The following is a 17,509-nucleotide window of genomic DNA, read 5'->3' as shown; positions in this document are numbered from 1 at the left end:
AAAAAGTCTTGATTTTCGATTAAAAATGAGTAATACAGTAATGATGTGCATAATTATTGAGAGTAACTCAAAATAAATTTGCAGTTTTAGTTATTCTTTAGAATGTTCAGTACATGTTACTCTTCATAAAGTCACTAAAATAAAAACTTCTCCTTAAATGGTACTAAACAGATTTACTTGGATATTAGCTGTTTCTCTTTTTTTGAATAATGCAAACCCTCAAGAGAAAAATTCTTATTACTTTGAAAACTTTGATGTAAAAGATGGTCTGTCTCAAAGCACAATAAATTGTATCTTTCAGGACAGCCAGGGTTTTATGTGGTATGGTACTGAATATGGTTTGTGTAAATACGATGGATATACTTTTACCCGTTATCTACATAACCCAAATGATTCAACCTCAATCGGTGGATTTCAAATAAAAGATATCAAGGAAGACAAGGACGGTAATTTATGGATAGCAGCAGGTCATTCATTATCTAAACTTTCGCAAATAAATCAAATGAATGGCCGATTTAGTAATTATCTTGATACTGAAATACTTCATCTTAAGATACCAAATACAACTGATGACTTTGAAATATGGATTTCTACAGCAATTGGATTGCGTTTGTTTAAAAATAATTCATTTAGCGATTTTCCTATTACGGGAGTGTACTCTGCTAAACTTTCAAACAATAAAATCAAAAAACTTTTCGAAGACAGTAAAGGCAACCTGTGGATTGGGACTGATAAAATCGGTTTATTTGTTATAAAAAGAAAAGTGAATATGGAGTCAAAAATATCACACTTCCCAGAAACTTTTACAGGTAATATTAAGCAATCCTATTTTGACGTTGCTTCCTTTTTTGAAGATTCAAAAGGGAATATTTGGGTAGGCAGTAATGGTGGTGGTTTAGTTAAAATCCCAAATGGAGATATAAATGAAAACAACTTTTTTTATTTCAACACATCCCAAACGGGAAGTAAACAAATCCAGACAGATTGTATTTTTTATTCGATCGTAGAAGATAAGGATGGTTTCATTTGGTTTGCTACCGATGGAGCAGGGATTATGAAATATAATCCTGGTTCGGAAAGTTTTTCTTATTTGAAACACAAGGAAAATGATAGCAATACACTTGGAACTAACCGAATATACTCCCTGTGGATTGACAGTACTGGAGTTGTATGGGCTGGAAGTAAAGATACTGGTATTTATAAAATAATTACCGACAGGATATATTTTAATAAATATCCTGTTTATCTTGATGATAAAAGATTCAATAAAACGAAATTATCCAATGTCTGGACAATAAAAAAGAGTAGAAAGCCAGACCATTTATGGGCAGGTATTGACGGTGGTTTGTGTCTATTAAAGAAAGATGAAAATTCCTTCCAAAAAGTAAGAGAGTTTTATTTCTCTCTTCCAAATAACAATAATTTGCAAGTACGTGACTTATATGAAGATGAAAAAGGGATTTTATGGGTTGCGGTGTTGGGTTCCGGATTAATTCGATTAAATCCTGAAACCGGAAAAATGGACATATTTTTACATGATGAGAATAATCTTCAAACGATTTCTGCCAATACCACTTATTGTCTAAAAGAAATTCAAGGTAATTTTTTAATTGGGCTAAATGGTGGAGGATTGAATTTGTTTAATCTAGAAACACAAGAATTTACTGAATATAGTTTTGCAGAGTCCCATAACAGTGATAAAACATTTATTCCAGCATTTTATCAAACATCATTAAAAGAAAATGTGATATGGGCCTCCGGTTGGACAGAAGGCTTGTTGTTATTTGATTTTGAAAAAAAGAATTATTCCCAATTTAAATTAGGCCTACCTAATGATTACAGCTTTCGAATAACTTCATTTTTCGAAACAGATAAAAATATACTTTGGATGGGGACATACGGACATGGGATAGTTAAATTAAATGTTTCAAGCATTTATAATAATGCACAAAGTCAATTAGTTGAAAATTATAAAGTATACCGTACACAAGATGGTCTTATTGGTGAAATGGTTTATGGAATTTTAAAGGATGATTTTGGCGACCTGTGGTTATCAACAAATACAGGGATTTCTCGTTTCAATCCAAAAACTGAAATATTTACTAATTATTCATTTTCAGATGGTTTACCTGAACAGGGCTTTAATTTAGGCGCTTCACTAAAAGATGGGAATACCCTCTATTTTGGTGCTTCAGACGGTCTTTATTATTTTATACCACAAGAGCGACAAAAGTCAAAACCACCAACAGTAGTTTTAACATCTTTTAAAAAATTTGGCAAGAAAGTTGAGGATTTATCATTAAATGGATTAAAGGAAATAAACCTTTCCTGGCGCGATGACTTTTTCTCTCTTGAATTTGCAGCTCTGGATTATAAAGCTTCGCATGAAAACCAGTATGCATATAAAATGGAAGGATTTAACCGGGATTGGATTCATATTGGCAACAAGAGAGAAGCCGTCTACACAAATCTTGATCCTGGTAATTACAGGTTTAAGGTAAAAGCGGCCAACGGTGATGGAATGTGGAATGAAGATGGATTGGATATTGCCATAATTATTTCCCCACCATTTTGGAAAACTTGGTGGTTTTTATTTTCGCTCATCACTGCTGGGGGGTTATCAGCTCTTAGTGTCCATTTTTTTCGTTTAAAACAGGCAAGCCTAATAAGAGATAAACTGCAGGCAGACTTAGCAAGGGATCTGCATGATGACACAGGGATTCCGATTACAAAGATTAAAAATCTAAGCTACCGACTCAAAGGAAATTCAAACGATAATAAAGACAGTTTGTCAGAGCAAATATCACAGCAAACCGATTTAATTTCACATTCTTTGAGGGCCCTTGCTTTTGGCCTTGATCCGGAAAGGGCAACCCTTAAACAACTCATAACCTACCTTAAAGATTGCAGTGATAATATCTTTGATGACGGGCTGGTTGTTTTTCGTTTAGAAGGTTTAAATAGTGATTTTGACGAGATTTATTTACCGTCACATTGGCGGGCAAATTTATTAAGGATTTTTCAGGAGGCAATGAACAACATCTCCAAACATTGCCCAGAATGCCGCAATGTTCTGTTAAAGGTAAACGTAACGAATAATGTTCTTATTATGGGCTTATGTGATGATGGCCCAGGCTTTGACCAGAAAAAAACAAACCGCGGAAATGGTCTTAAAAATTTCAAATCACGTGCAAAAGAATTAAATGGCGAGCTGGAAATTATTTCTGGAAATGACAAGGGGAGCTCGATTGTTTTTCGTGCGAAACTACCCTTTCGGTTAGTTGATCTCATAAAAAAAACGTTTAAATTGTAAATATGAAACAAATATTTATTATCGAAGATGAGCAACAGGATAGGGAAGATTTAGCGCAAATAATTGAAAGTAATAAACAGTACAAATGCAGTGGCGCTTTTCCTAATTGTGAATCCGCATTAAAAAAACTAATCGATGAAAAACCGGATCTTGTTTTACTGGATATATTTTTGCCAGGCCTTTCCGGAGTTGATGGCGCCATAGCAATAAAAGCCTTGTCGCCAAAAACCCCAATTCTAATGCTTTCCAGGTCTGATAATGAAAATCATATTTTTAATTCATTAAAAAACGGTGCTTCGGGATATTTGTTAAAAACGGATGGTCCACAAAAAATACTAAAATCTATTGATGATGTTTTAAACGGTCGCGCGGCAATGAGCATGTCTATTGCCAATAAGGTTAATGAATACTTTAAACTTCTCGGTACAGAAATCAAGCTAACCAAACATCAAAGGGAAGTTTTACTCGATTTAGGTTCGGGAAAAAGTAACAAAGCCATAGCTGATGATCGCAACCTCTCTGTACATGCCATTAAATATCATACCAACAATATTTATAATATCATGCATGTTTCTGGCCGCCTTAATGCGGTTTTAACAGCGTTAAAAAAAGGGCTTATCGATATAGATGACCTTGATTTTTCAGATAATCCCTCTACTGAAAACTAACCACTTGGCCAGTTACATTCATATATATTTCTCTTTATAATAGTCCTAACTTTTTTTTATAAACCACATAAATATTTTCAAACTTCAAAACATTGGAGGTGTCCATGTTTTTTCATGCAAAATTATCTCGCTGTCTTTTTTACTTTATATTGATTATTAGCTTGCTGCTTCCAATTTCATCTCTCTCCCAGGTGGTAGATACATTGTGGTTTGAAGATTTTGAAGATGAGCCTCAAGAACGCTGGGGGATTACTGGAGGTACTTGGGATTTTGGTAAGCCGGTGATAGGGCCCGATACTGCCTATGGTGGTATTAAATGTGCTGCAACGGTTTTTAATGGCAATTACCCTACAACCGCTGAAGCAAAACTAATAAGAGATATTCCATTCAAGGTACCTCCAAAATCAGAAAACCCTAGACTTAAATTTTGGCATTGGTATAGCTTTTCATCTTCTGATTATGGACAACTTCAAATAAGTACAGATGGAGAAAACTGGACAACTTTATCGGCGACTTATTCCGCAACTAGTAGTAATGTTTGGACTCTTACATTCATCGATATCGCAGAATTTGCTGATTCACTAGTCCAAATCGCATTCCGATTTCATTCGGAAGATAATCCGTGGGTCGGTGGTACTGACGTAAGTACAGGGTGGTATATCGATAATATATCGTTACTATCAGGGGAGGTAAAGAATACTAATCCAGAATATTTTGAGGAAGGTATTAATGATTGGTCTGCTGAACGAGGTACATGGGAGGTTGGCATGCCATTTTCCGGGCCTGATTCATGTTTTTTTCCGCCTAATTGTGCAGGAACTGTTTTAAATGGAAACTATGCATCAACAGTTGATAGTAGATTTTTATCACAACAAATCGTTGTCCCTGAAAGTGAAAGATTACCTCGTTTACGTTTTTACCATTGGTATAGTTTTTCTTCATCCGATTTCGGTGAGGTTCATATCAAAAAAAATAATGGGAAATGGGAAGTTGTTTCAGACAGATATGTAAATACAAGTGGGGGAATTTGGTCGCAACCTCCATCGATTGATTTGACGCCGTTTGCGGGAGATACAATTCAAATAGGGTTCCGTTTTTATTCTGAAGATAATCCTTGGGTTGGTGGAAGCGATGTTAGTTCAGGTTGGTATCTGGATGGAGTTAGAGTAATCTGTGCAAATGATAGTCCTCCAGAATTAAGCCTGCCTGATTTTATGGTTTTATATCCTGACTCAGTAATTACAATAGACCTTTTAGATTTTACAAACGATATTGATTCTCCTGACTCATTGATGACCTATGATATAAGTTCAAATAGTAAAGCTTTGAACTGGTCGTATAATGATTCAATAAAAAATCTGATACTTTGGTCAGCAAGTTTAGATTCTTGTGATACATGTTTGATTTATATAAAAGTTACAGATGAGTGTGTTAAATCAGATTATGATACAATGGATATTATAATTGAATCTATTGTGGGGGTTGAAGATTTTAATCTATTAAAGCCCAAAGACTATATTCTACGACAAAACTATCCAAACCCTTTTAATCCAACATCAGTTATCAGGTTTGATATTCCAAAAGCTTCACTGGTCAATCTTACAATATACAATGCCATTGGTCAGAAAGTAGCAACAGTGGTAAATAAAAAGATGGTGGCAGGCTCACACAAGGCAACTTTTAATGGGACCGGTCTTGCATCCGGTGTTTATTACTACCAGCTAAAAGCAGATAAATTTTTGCTAACACGGAAAATGGTACTGTTGAGATAGTATTAGGCTTTGTAAATAGAAGTAAATGTTTACAAGAGAGGTTATTGGGCTTTTTAGATTTTAGGGTTTGGTTTACTTTTTAACAAGTGCAATATCGAGGGTTAAATCAGTATTGTGTTAACGGGAAATTAACAAAATTGGAAGACAATCTATTGGAGTTTAATGAATTAACGGATAACATCAACTGGATTTGTTCAAAATTTTAGATTGTTGGTAAATAGTTATCAGGTTTTAAAGGAACTACTATATGACATTAAAACGCCTATTTATTACTAAAATGTTTTTGGTTTTAGTTTTTGGCTTTAGTACAGCACAGATACAGTTTGTTCCTCATACAATTTCAAACAACGCCCGTAGTGCCCGGTCTGTTTATGCAATTGATCTGGATAAGGATGGAGATATTGATGTGCTATCTGCGTCTTATGATGATGACAAAATAGCATGGTATGAGAACGATGGTAGCCAATATTTTACATCACATACTATTACAACAAATGCAGATCAAGCTACTTCTGTGTTTGCGATTGATGTAGATGGTGATAATGACCTGGATGTACTTTCTACCAATGCAGGTGATTATAAAATAGTTTGGTATGAAAATGATGGAAAACAAAATTTCGTTTCTGATACCGTCACAACTGGTTTGAGTGGAGCTTGGTCTGTTTATGCGATTGACTTAGACAGTGATGGTGATATTGATGTTCTATCCGCTTCTTGGCTTGACAATAAAATTGAATGGTATGAAAATGATGGGAATCAGAATTTTACTGCTCATATAATTGCTGATTTATTTTCAGCATGGTCAGTATATGCAAATGATGTTAATAGTGATGGAAGTATTGATGTGCTTGCGGCATCTCCTTACTATGATCAGGTAGTTTGGTATGAAAATAACGGAAGCGAAGATTTTACAACTCATATAATTACTTCAAGTGCAGATGGCGCTGCTTCGGTTTTCGCAATTGATGTTGATAATGATAACGATATAGATGTGATCTCTGCTTCTACTTATGATGATAAAGTTGTTTGGTATGAAAATGATGGTATTGAAAACTTTACTGCACATTTAATTAATGATAGTGACAGTACTCAAATTTCTTATTCTGTTTACGCTATTGATATTGATAATGATGGTGATATCGATGTTATAGCTGCTTCTGAAAATATTAATTGGTATGAAAATGATGGAAATCAGAACTTTACATCCCATATTGTAACATCAAACTCTGTTTCTGCTTGGTCGGTCTTTGCCAAAGATGTAGACAGTGATGGTGATATGGATATAATCTCAGGTTCCGGCAGTACAAATAAAATTGAATGGTACGAGAACCAAACTATTGTTGCAATCAATAAATGTAATCCAGCCGTGTTTCCAGAGAAACCATTTTTATATCAAAACTATCCTAATCCATTTAACTCTACTACAACCATCAAGTTTGATCTAGCAAAAAATACAAATGTAAAAGTTGAGATTTATAATACAATGGGGCAAAAAATACAAACACTCATAAACGAGAAAAAGCACGCCGGAAGGTATGAAGTAAATTGGGATCCCTCGAAGTTTTCAACAGGCATATATTACTCTAAAATTCAAACACCGGATTATACCGCGGTGAAAAAAATATTATTGTTAAAATAGGTTGTAAAAGTATCTGTGACTTTGCAAGCTCAATCATTATTGAAACCATCAGTTCTTCGAAGATCGGATGCTTTTTAGCCCCAAAACTAGGCAAATTATATACTCTTTGTTCCCACTATGAACGGCAGCTCGCTTTTCTAGTTTTCAAAACAGGTTTCGATTTATTTTTTATCGAATAATGACACATTTCTTTGTAACAAATTTAGTAGAGATTTTCAAGTAAATGAAATAAACTCCACTTGCAACATCAGAATTTTGGTTATTAGTTCCATCCCAAATAATAGTTGTAATTCCCGGTTTAATAAATTTATTTTCAAAACTTTTAATCTTTTTACCTAAGATGTTATAAATTTCAATTTTGCTTTTCTTATAGTTCTTATTATCAAGGTTTACTTTGATTTTTATTCGAGAGTTAAAAGGATTGGGATAGATAGAAGTAATTTCAAAATCTTTGACTGGTACTATCGATTCATTCAAAGAGGTGGTTTTATCAACCAAAAATACTGGATCCATAAATGTAGTAATTTTATTATCACTGGAATCTGAAATAGATAGATACAATGAATAGCTGTCATCGTTTAAAAATGGTAAATCAGCTTCATAATAAGGTGGATTTTTTGTTACTTCCAAATCAATTCGTTCGAATGTTTCAAAAGACTCTAATTGAAAAGAGACATCTTTTATAGCTACATCATCATATGCTCGGATTGATATTTTAGCATCCTCTTTTCCTCGTAGAACATTCGTGATAATATTATCTTCTGAAATTTGAAAAAAATCCATGTAAGGCGGGCTTTTATCTTCAAGCCTTAAATCAAAATCAGCATCAACTCGAACACCTCCTGCAATTCCAGCAACCTCAACTTTTTCATTTGTTATAGAATAACGATATTTATCAGGATCAACTGCATAGTCAAGAGTATCAAAAAGGGCTCCAACGCCTAAATAAATAGCCATTATTTGCCCAATTTTCCCTCTTTTTATTTCAGAACCATTTTGATAAATATAATAATCAAAAGGAGACTGATTAATTACGTCATTTGATTGTGACACAAATAAAAAATCGCGTGATAAAAAATCAAATGGTGCACTAAGTTTTATTGAATCTCTTTTATTTTTAAACCGCCCATTCCAAAACACGGGTGGAATGCCACATCCTACGTAATTGTTGTTGGTTGATATAATTGGATTTTCATAATTTGAGGGCGAAATATAGTGTTCAACCTTGTCTTTAAATATTCTTTTTTGTGATGTCTTATACTGATTGTTATAAAATTGTTGTGCATTTACAAATGTGGAGAATTTTGAATGATACAATAAATTGGAAGTAGACTCATCTTGGAAAATTCTTAATTTATAAGGCTCACGTAAAAAACTATCAACCCAGGCATGGTAATTACCCGGATTTTTTGGCCCGATCTGTACTGTTTTATTCTTCTTTAAAATCGAATCTTCAAAAAAGTACTGGAAATCTGCAAAAGCCCAATTACTAATGTCATTTGTAATTAAAGTATCAAAACCAAAATCCCATAATACTCCGTTTAGTAAGTATAGGTTGATATTATGTTTTATTCTTCCTTGAAAAGCCCATTCTTTCTTTAAAAAGTCTGGGAGGATGTTATAATGAATATTGAACTGAGATGAATCCAGGCCGATATAATATCCAAAACCTATAAAACCATCACGTCCTATTTTCTTTTCTGGAAATAAAAATGTTAACTCGGCAATGTTTAGCCTGAGTTTTGAGTTATCTTCCCTATAAAAAGCATATTTATTTTGACGACTAATTTCTTTCTGACTTATTTCAATAAAAGTATTAGTGTTTAATAATATATTTTCTTTAAAATACAATTGTAATATGTGTTTTGATTCAAATTTACTTACAAGAAAGTTATATTTTCCTTTAGGTATCTGTACTTCATATACCGTGCTATCATAAAATAAAAAAGTATCAATATCTTCTTCGTTGAACACAATCAATACATCCATTTCAAAGTCAGCAGAAATAGTTAGTGTTTGTTTGGCTACATTTTTATTTTCTATCTTTGCTTGATGATTATATAAAACAAATTGCTTTGAAGAATCTTGTTTGGAAAAGTAAGTTTTAATTTCCGGGGATGTTAAATTTTTATTTTGAGCATAGGAATATGTCAAAAACAATGAGATAAGTATTAGCCTTAGAGTATTGGACTTAACAAAACAAAACATGTCGTTTCCTTTTGTTTATTTACTTTCCCCGATTGCTTTGCATGCAATTAAAGTGTCTGTATTCTATACCATAAATCATTCGTGAGGTACAAATAAAAAAATCTTTCTATAAATATGCTAAATAAACCGGTTTAACGTAATAGCAATATTTTTTTACTTTTGATAAAAGAGCCCGATTTTAAACTTATATAATAAACACCGCTTGCTAAACCAGAAGCATTAAAAACCAACTCAAACACCCCTGGATTGATTTCTTCAGAAAGCAGTGTTTGAACTTTTTGACCTATTGTATTATAAACACCAATATTTACAAAGCCTCGTTTAGGTATTTCAAATTTAATGGTCGTAGTTGGGTTAAACGGGTTTGGATAAGGCGAGTAAAGTTTAAAAGAATTTGGTATATCATTTGATTGTGTTTCATTTAGCCAGGTTACTCCCCCATTTGTGGTTTTTACAATGGTGCCGTTGAAACCTACAGCATAAGCTGTCAATGAATCAATCATTTTGACATCAACTAAATAACTAAAAACATCCTGAGGTACTTGTTCAGTCCAGTTCTCACCACCATCATCTGTTCTCAGTATAGCGCCTTCAGATGTAACAGCCATGACAGTCAATGAGTCAAGCGCATCGAGGTTGTTAATTGCATCAAAGCTTAATACTGGTGATTTATCCACCCAGTTTTCACCACCATCTTCCGAAAACAATACTCTTCTGCTTGTCCCGGCTATCCAGCCTTTCTTTGGAGATGTAAATTCTACATCATAAAACTCTTCGAAAGTACCTGTCGTTTTATAAATAACCGACCAGGTTTGGCCACTATTAATGGTTTTATGAATGGAACGAAAATTTGAAACATAAACAATATTCGTGTCAACGATGCTAAGATTTCCAAGTGTTTGCATGGTTAAGCTGTCAATAGTAACATATTCCCAGGTTTCACCACTATCGGATGTTTTTACTATTGTTTCATCCATTCCGATTGCCCAACCATATTTTTCATCATAAAATTTAATGCGGCTTTTTACATCTGCTCCAAAGTCGTCAAATACTTTTATCCAGGTTTTCCCAAAATCTATTGTTTTTAAAATCCACCCGTTCAAAATAAAACCGACTGAATCATTTATAAAAGTAATATCGTTTAGAATCCTTAAATTCCCAATGTCATCATATTGTTCCCAAGTGCCACCAGCATTATTTGTTTTAGCTGCAAACTGGAATGTAGAACTAGGCCGATAGGATCCACAAACCCAGCCAGAATCTTTATTAAAAAAGTGCAAACCATTTAGAGTTTTAACATTTTCTGTAATTTGGGGAAGCTGTTGCCAGCCTAAAGAATTCTGGCCATATAAAAATTTGCATAGCAGCAAAATGAATATGATTTTTTTCATTTTATACCTGACTATTTTATCAAAATGATCTTTTGTGTTTGTGTGTATTTTTTGTTTGTTTCCAAACCTCTTGAATTTATCTTGACTATGTAAATTCCAGTCGGAAGTTGGCTTGCATATAAAACTCTTTTATGAATACCTTTTTCTAATATACCATTTGCCAGTGTTTTTATTTCCATACCTAATGTATTATAGACAGATAAAATTGTATTAGACTTTTCAGGAAGCGAGAAGTTAATATTTGTTTGGGGATTAAAGGGGTTTGGATAGGCATTAAATAATTCAAATTTAGTTAATTGAATTTCTTTAAGATTATTCAATACATCTTTACTATTTATGCCACCGGCATAAGTGGTGACAACATTGGATGTTGATGATTCTTGACCTGATACATCAAAGGCAGATATTTTATACCTGACTTTTGGATCAAACTTGTTTCCTACAGTAATACCTCTGTCTTCATATGATGTAGTAGATGCGCCGACTGTTGTTAGTAATTGAAAACCATTAAAGTCATAGTCTCTATAAATCTTATATCCAGAATGATTACATTCTGTATTTAGCGGCCAATTTAACTGCACAAAACCACCGGAACTTGTTGATATTTGTAATAATCCAGGCGTTTCAGGAAATGATATTTCTCTATTACAAAAAATAGTTTTTATGGTAGGTATAGTGCTAGGATAAACTGTCCCTGCATAATCTAATATCGCATTTAATCCGTCCAAAAAGGTTGGCGTTGATGTTAATGAAATAACACTAGTAAATATTATTTCATCCGCAAGTGAGTCTCCAAGCAGTGTCCGTAAATCCCACAAAGCCCCAGACCATATCATTCCATTTGCATGCGCGCTTCCAACGGGGCTTGTACGATAGGAGATATTATCATAGTTCGAATAATTAAATGTGGCCGGATCAGTGTTTAATTTGCGTAAATGAGTTGTATAAGTAGTATGCAACCATTCAGCCCAATTTGAGTCATCTGTAAAGGAGCAAGCAAAATAATCGGCGTAACCCTCACTCATAGCACCTTTTTCATCATTAAATCCGTAGATACCACTAATGTTGTATATAATGAAATGAGTATATTCATGATAAATCATGTCATTTGATTTTGCAAAATCAAAATAATCCCCCGTTAACGTTTGCCCAAAACGTAAGACAGATGTTTCTGCATCAAAATAGGCATTGTCGTAGTTCTGATGTACATAAATATCAATTGCTGAAGGTGTATATCCAAGTTCATCTCTTATGTAAACCGTGGCAAAATTGAAAACATGATAAAGTGTATTGACATAATCAAAATTCGTATTATCATAAACAGTTGATCCTGGCGGAGTGTAATAAAAATTACCGGTTGTACTGGTAATTACTTGCCCTGATGAGTTTATAGGTGTGGCAAAGTTATTCCTTAATTCAAACTGATTTTTTCCTCCAACATACTCAACCTCAATTGAGTCGCTGGTAATACCTCCATTTCCTGGGTTTGTCAAGTATACATTTCCACTCTTGGTTACTGAATTGGAAACTATGTTTTCATGATAAATTAACGCACCATTTTGAGCATCAACAAAACATTCCCACTTCCCTATAGCACTTTCAACTAATAGAACTTTCCAGCATAAAGAATAGTTTCCATCCCAAGGTAAAATCACTACTTCTGTTAATGGTTGGCTTTTCAATTCCATTATGTTAAGTCCAATTTTGGCCGACTCAATAGCAACACTTTCAGATATTTTCGGCGTTAAGTCAAGGTTTATTTTATTATATAAATAACCGCCGGCATAAGTCACCTTATTTGTGTTGTCAAATCTTGTGACATATTCACCACCAACTACAGGTATATTATTGTAAAGCTGCTTTAAGCGGACAAAAGTTCCTTCTTTTCTATCAACTGTTTTCGTTACTATTAATTGATCAATATAACTTTCATTTTCAAAATCAAAGAGTTCAATATTATCCTTCAAAAATGATTTTGCCTTTGTTTCAAAACTTCCTTCATATTCTTTCGATTTTCCACCATACATACTTGCTGGAGAACCAGTTTTTTTATTCCATCTTAGTTTCCAGTCAGCGCCGTTGTCATCTTGATATTTTGACCACGCATCTTTTTGTGTAGTTTGTGGTGTTTTGTCTTGAGCAGAAATAAGAAAAGGTAAAACTATAAATGTTAAAATAATGATTCTAAACCTAAGAGTATTCATTCTGTCCTCCTTATTTGAACTATTGGAAAACCGCAATTCGACTTTTTTGTGTTATTATTGGTAAATGTTTTCACATCCATTTGGCAATAATACTTCCGTGGATTTATTAGAATAGGAAGGCAATTCAAAATATATAAAAAGATTGAGGGTGTTGGTTTAATAAAACACATTGTTTCCCTTTGTTTACTTTGCCTTCCCCCTCAAGATCAGCAAAGTAAAAAATACCGAGTGATTATTACCTATAAATATACTAAAAAGAAAAATCGAAACGCAACCTTTTTTTAGTTAGGATTATTCTAAATAATAGTACCCCTAGAGGTACTATTATTTAATTTATTTCAGCTACAGCCTCTGCCGGTGCAATCCATGGAGTTTTTTGCCAATCAGGTACTTGCTTGTAAGGATTGCTGGGCAGTAAATCCCCTTTTTCAAGATAGTGAACCGGAATGTCTACTCCCAATTCAGAATAGTGAAAATCTCCAAATCCGTAAACTATGAAGTTCTTATCGATCCAGTTATAATAATCATCAAACTCTTCTGTGCCACATTTGAAAATTTTTTTCCTAACCCAATATATTTTCATCTTTCTCTTCCTCTATATAATAATTCTCAGTGATCTTCCAATTGCCCGTCTGGGCAGCTAAAGCTAAAAAATCCGGCAAAGGACGTTTCCAGCCTTTTTCCCTGGCCAGGTGCCAGATTACTTTTGGACTCGCATCCAATATTTCACCAGCCTGATATATTCCGTGTTTAATCCAGGTCTCTTTTATAAAAGACTCCGGATGCTCTTGTAACAGGTGATATTTCTGTGAGTTCTTATGAACACCGCTCTTTCTGTTTTTCGGGTAATTATGTTTTCGTTTCTTTTTGGGCGTTTTAGCTTCAAGCCATTTATCCCATGCATTTAGTTTTTCCATATTTAATTGGTCCTAGGTTTATTTATTGTTTGTTGGTGACAGCTGTGTCAGGTAAAATGTGTCATTTTCAGGTTCTGGTAAATATTTTATAATTTTCATGATTATTTATTTTATTTTTTTTAACAATTTTAAGTATTTAGCTGACACAGCCGTCACAGCCCTTTGATAGCAAGGGTTTAGAGGTGACAGCAAGGTGTCAGGTGTGTCAGGTAAATGCCTTTATTTCATCATTTTTTGAATAAATCTTTTACTTTTTTAATTTTTTCATCGATTTTGTGTCAGCTAATACCCTTTTGTGTCAGGTAAGTGACAGCTCAAAAAGGAAGAGCTGACACTTTTATCCCTTCTAAATATCTTGTTCTATTATCGCGATAATCGTTAACTGGAAAATCTGACTGCAATGTTTTATAAAAGTTTGATGCCTTAACCTGGTTCTTAAAACCATTTCTTTTACACCATTCACAATACTCTTCATATACCGCTGTTCGGTTACTTCTAATTCCATCACCTAATTCACATTTATCTTTTACAAAGCTTAAAACAGAATTATTCTCTGTCTTATAATCATTCAATGCTTGAATAGAAGAATTGGGTATCGTCAACTGTTTATTCTTAAGCAATCGTTGTAGTCCCTCCAGCATCCAGTTCAATATTCCATCAAGCTCATTTTCAATAATCCTGTCAATCTTTTCCGGATCAGCCTGTTTCTGTCCCCCTACGGGGTCAGAAACAAACTCATTATTGAAAACAAGTACGGCTACTCGGGTATAATAACCGGCGTCTTTGGCCTGGCTAAAGGGAAGCTTATTCACAGCAAAAATCAAACGGGCGTAGTTCTTAAAGTTAATGGCTTCTTTGTTCTTTACATCAGCGGTTATCTTATCCCTGCCACCCACAAGCATCTTTATAACACCATCCGGTACTTTAACAGCCGCATCCTGGTCACCAACTATATTGGCATGAACACCCGCCAGTCTTTTCAACATAAAGCCATCGAGCTTGTTTAGAGGCACGCTGTCAATATAATCTTCTCCCATAACGGCCTGGATAATATCCAGTACAGTAGACTTCCCATTATTGGCCTTTGGTCCCCACAGGTAAAACATCTTCTTGATTAATGTATAATCCGGGATCAGCAGATAGCCCATAATCTCCTGCAGCATGATCTTCTTATCATCCGCATCTTCATCTCCATCAAACAGTTCCTCCAATACCTGCATAAATTCAGGACACTTTGCTGCTTTATCATAATTAGCAGGCATCTTCTGAAAGCGGTAATATTTCTCAGTGAAATCTCTCAATTCATTCGTTTTCACATCAAACAACCCGTTATTACAGGCAATCACATATGTACCTGTTTTTTCTTCCACGGTCTTTGCTGAGACAAAACATTCCCGTCTGACTGCATTAATTGTTTCTGAGATCGTATGGTTATCCGACCAGTTTTTTATTTCATTATGGATAATAGCTTCCACCTCTTCTTTTGACATCTTCTCCCAGATGCCTTCATTATATTGATAAAAGTCTTCCTGAAACCGAATAAAACTATATTTATGGATTATAAACTCGGCGGCTTTTACTTCATGAATCCTGCCATTAACAACAAAGGTTTTTTCATCATCGACCACCTGTACTTTTCTGATTTCCTGTTTTAAAGTAGATTCTTTTAATCCTGATTCTGTGGCAAGGCGTTCGATAAGTTTCTGCTTTTTCAGTGGATTAGAAGACGCTCGGGCCCGTTTCATCAATTCGTTAAATTTTTCTTCATTCTCAGCATCTTGTAGTAATTCGTCGTTGGTCATCAGCCCCTCACCACTTCGATACTTAAAAGCAATCGGGCTGTGCTTATCGATATCTTTCATCAATGGACACGTCCCACTACACAGCTTCCAGTCAATATCCTGTAGCTTGGAACAGGTGATTGGCCTACAGTCGAAACTCCTGTAATGTTTTAGGGTTGTTTCTTCATCATAATCGGACAGGTTGCCAAACAGTTTCTTTACATAGGCTTCATCATCCGTTGTATTACGAATGATATTAGCTGCCAGCAGTCTCTGTTTATGCCCGACAGAAGCATGGGCACCATCAGTCTCAATGGCTTTAAAGGTTTCATCTACTGTTTTGCAATGGGTGCGGATGGTGTCAATGGTTGATAAATCGAGAACCCTCGCCTTCGCCTGCTTAGCAGGTTTATTCCCTTTCTGTTCAAAATATTCTAATCTCTCGATCTCAAGATTCTCACCTTCTTCATTTATATATATTTCCGCATTATCCGGTGAAGGAAAGAAAAACCTGCCTGTTTCATAAACAGCCGGATCTGAGCCTTCAAAGATCTTGGCATATTTCAACTCTTTTACCGTTTCAGGATCTTTGATTTCTTTGTCAATCGGGAAAACAATATGAAAGCGGTCCACTTTACCCAAAGTTTCTTTCTTCGTTTTTACGATCTGGTGGCTTTTTGATGTGATGATAATATGATTGTATTTACTAAATCGCTGGCGGGCTTCCTTAATCGTAAACCCATCATCATAATCAACGACTATAAACGAGGTTTGGATGTAATTCGCTTGCTTGCGATTACCATCTATCCATTGGTGGGGTGAATAGGAATGTTTGCAAAATATGTTTTTTACATCTGCTTCAGATGTGATATTCGCTCTCTCTGAATACCAGTTTGCTGCTACATTTGTAGCATCTGCTTTCTCGTTATTTAACGATAGTTCAAACTCCATGTTAGTTCAACTTTCAAATTTTGGTAAATTTTGTACATAGGTATCCTTTCTATTCGCTGAAATTATTCAAGGCGAATTTTTTGTTTTTGCGGTAATATTTCCGGTTATATTCTTTGCGACACTTAGGGCAAAGATAGTTCTTCCTGTTGTCTGTGTTAAAACTTTCCCTGCAATTTGTGCAGGTATTTTGACAGGTCATATAGCTCCTTTTCTTAAAAAAATTAAAATGATTTCAGGCCGAAAAAAACCCTGATAAATCAAGGTTTCTCCCGACCAAAATTTGAGAATTGAGTTTCTCATATTATAGTATAGTTACATCCATTCCGTATGTCAATAGCTAGTTTGTAACTCAAAAAAGATGAAATTAATTAATATATATAACGCTCCTAAAGTTGAATATTTCTTTCTATTATCCCATTTTTTTTTACTAAATTATATCTATATTTATTACAAAATATTCACAAACTAAGGAACCAAAATGTGGAATAAGAAAATTATAACACTAACAATTGAGCAAAGCATAAAAAAAGGTGATCTAGAAAAAGCTGAAGATGCATGTCTTCTTTCAATATCAAAAGGAGAGCTAAGTAGTTCTGATAAACAATTTTTAAAAAATTCTCTGCTTAATATATCTGAAACTCATCATAATAACTTAAACTTTAGTC

General features: G+C 34.3%; 10 protein-coding genes. 4 read left to right on the top strand and 6 right to left on the bottom strand.

What is annotated here, in order from left to right:
- Positions 1–202: 202 nt before the first annotated feature.
- The 4 genes from HND50_21715 to HND50_21700 all read left to right on the top strand — a co-directional run bounded on the left by HND50_21715 (position 203) and on the right by HND50_21700 (position 7,392).
- The gene (locus HND50_21715) at positions 203–3,313 is read left to right on the top strand and encodes a hypothetical protein (protein NOG47872.1); all 3,111 of its coding nucleotides are present in this window, start codon (positions 203–205) and stop codon (positions 3,311–3,313) included.
- A 2-nt stretch (positions 3,314–3,315) separates the two neighbouring features.
- Positions 3,316–3,981, top strand: a complete 666-nt coding sequence (locus HND50_21710) for a response regulator transcription factor (protein ID NOG47871.1) — start codon at positions 3,316–3,318, stop codon at positions 3,979–3,981.
- A 104-nt stretch (positions 3,982–4,085) separates the two neighbouring features.
- Entirely contained in the window at positions 4,086–5,753 is a 1,668-nt protein-coding gene (locus HND50_21705; GenBank protein NOG47870.1) for a T9SS type A sorting domain-containing protein, read from the top strand.
- Between the two features lie 247 nt (positions 5,754–6,000).
- A complete protein-coding gene (locus HND50_21700) occupies positions 6,001–7,392 on the top strand; it encodes a T9SS type A sorting domain-containing protein (protein ID NOG47869.1) in 1,392 nt (463 codons plus the stop codon).
- A 168-nt stretch (positions 7,393–7,560) separates the two neighbouring features.
- Here the strand turns inward: HND50_21700 and HND50_21695 are convergent, their stop codons facing one another.
- The 6 genes from HND50_21695 to HND50_21670 form a co-directional block, all read right to left on the bottom strand.
- A complete protein-coding gene (locus tag HND50_21695; GenBank protein ID NOG47868.1) occupies positions 7,561–9,600 on the bottom strand; it encodes a T9SS type A sorting domain-containing protein in 2,040 nt (679 codons plus the stop codon).
- 131 nt (positions 9,601–9,731) lie between these two features.
- On the bottom strand, positions 9,732–10,991 hold the full coding sequence (locus HND50_21690; GenBank protein ID NOG47867.1) for a T9SS type A sorting domain-containing protein: 1,260 nt from the start codon (positions 10,989–10,991) through the stop codon (positions 9,732–9,734).
- Positions 10,992–11,002: 11 nt separating this feature from the next.
- Positions 11,003–13,195 (bottom strand): T9SS type A sorting domain-containing protein, encoded by a 2,193-nt coding sequence (locus HND50_21685; GenBank protein NOG47866.1) that lies wholly within the window; start codon positions 13,193–13,195, stop codon positions 11,003–11,005.
- Between the two features lie 328 nt (positions 13,196–13,523).
- Positions 13,524–13,778: a hypothetical protein gene (locus HND50_21680; GenBank protein ID NOG47865.1), complete on the bottom strand. Its 255-nt coding sequence runs from the start codon at positions 13,776–13,778 to the stop codon at positions 13,524–13,526.
- The gene (locus tag HND50_21675) at positions 13,759–14,112 is read right to left on the bottom strand and encodes a hypothetical protein (GenBank protein ID NOG47864.1); all 354 of its coding nucleotides are present in this window, start codon (positions 14,110–14,112) and stop codon (positions 13,759–13,761) included. Before HND50_21675 ends, HND50_21680 begins: the two co-directional genes overlap by 20 nt.
- A gap of 314 nt (positions 14,113–14,426) precedes the next feature.
- Positions 14,427–16,844: a hypothetical protein gene (locus tag HND50_21670; protein NOG47863.1), complete on the bottom strand. Its 2,418-nt coding sequence runs from the start codon at positions 16,842–16,844 to the stop codon at positions 14,427–14,429.
- Between the last annotated feature and the right edge of the window lie 665 nt (positions 16,845–17,509).

The sequence above is a fragment of the Calditrichota bacterium genome (assembly GCA_013112635.1).
Lineage (GTDB): Bacteria > Calditrichota > Calditrichia > Calditrichales > J004 > JABFGF01.
Note: the sequence above shows the minus strand (reverse complement) of the source record. Positions and strands in the feature narration are given on the sequence as shown.

Coding starts and splice junctions, on each gene's coding strand:
- HND50_21710 (NOG47871.1), top strand. CDS start 3,316: ATGAAACAAATATTTATTATCGAAGATGAGCAACAGGATAGGGAAGAT.
- HND50_21705 (NOG47870.1), top strand. CDS start 4,086: ATGTTTTTTCATGCAAAATTATCTCGCTGTCTTTTTTACTTTATATTG.
- HND50_21700 (NOG47869.1), top strand. CDS start 6,001: ATGACATTAAAACGCCTATTTATTACTAAAATGTTTTTGGTTTTAGTT.
- HND50_21695 (NOG47868.1), bottom strand. CDS start 9,600: ATGTTTTGTTTTGTTAAGTCCAATACTCTAAGGCTAATACTTATCTCA.
- HND50_21690 (NOG47867.1), bottom strand. CDS start 10,991: ATGAAAAAAATCATATTCATTTTGCTGCTATGCAAATTTTTATATGGC.
- HND50_21685 (NOG47866.1), bottom strand. CDS start 13,195: ATGAATACTCTTAGGTTTAGAATCATTATTTTAACATTTATAGTTTTA.
- HND50_21680 (NOG47865.1), bottom strand. CDS start 13,778: ATGAAAATATATTGGGTTAGGAAAAAAATTTTCAAATGTGGCACAGAA.
- HND50_21675 (NOG47864.1), bottom strand. CDS start 14,112: ATGGAAAAACTAAATGCATGGGATAAATGGCTTGAAGCTAAAACGCCC.
- HND50_21670 (NOG47863.1), bottom strand. CDS start 16,844: ATGGAGTTTGAACTATCGTTAAATAACGAGAAAGCAGATGCTACAAAT.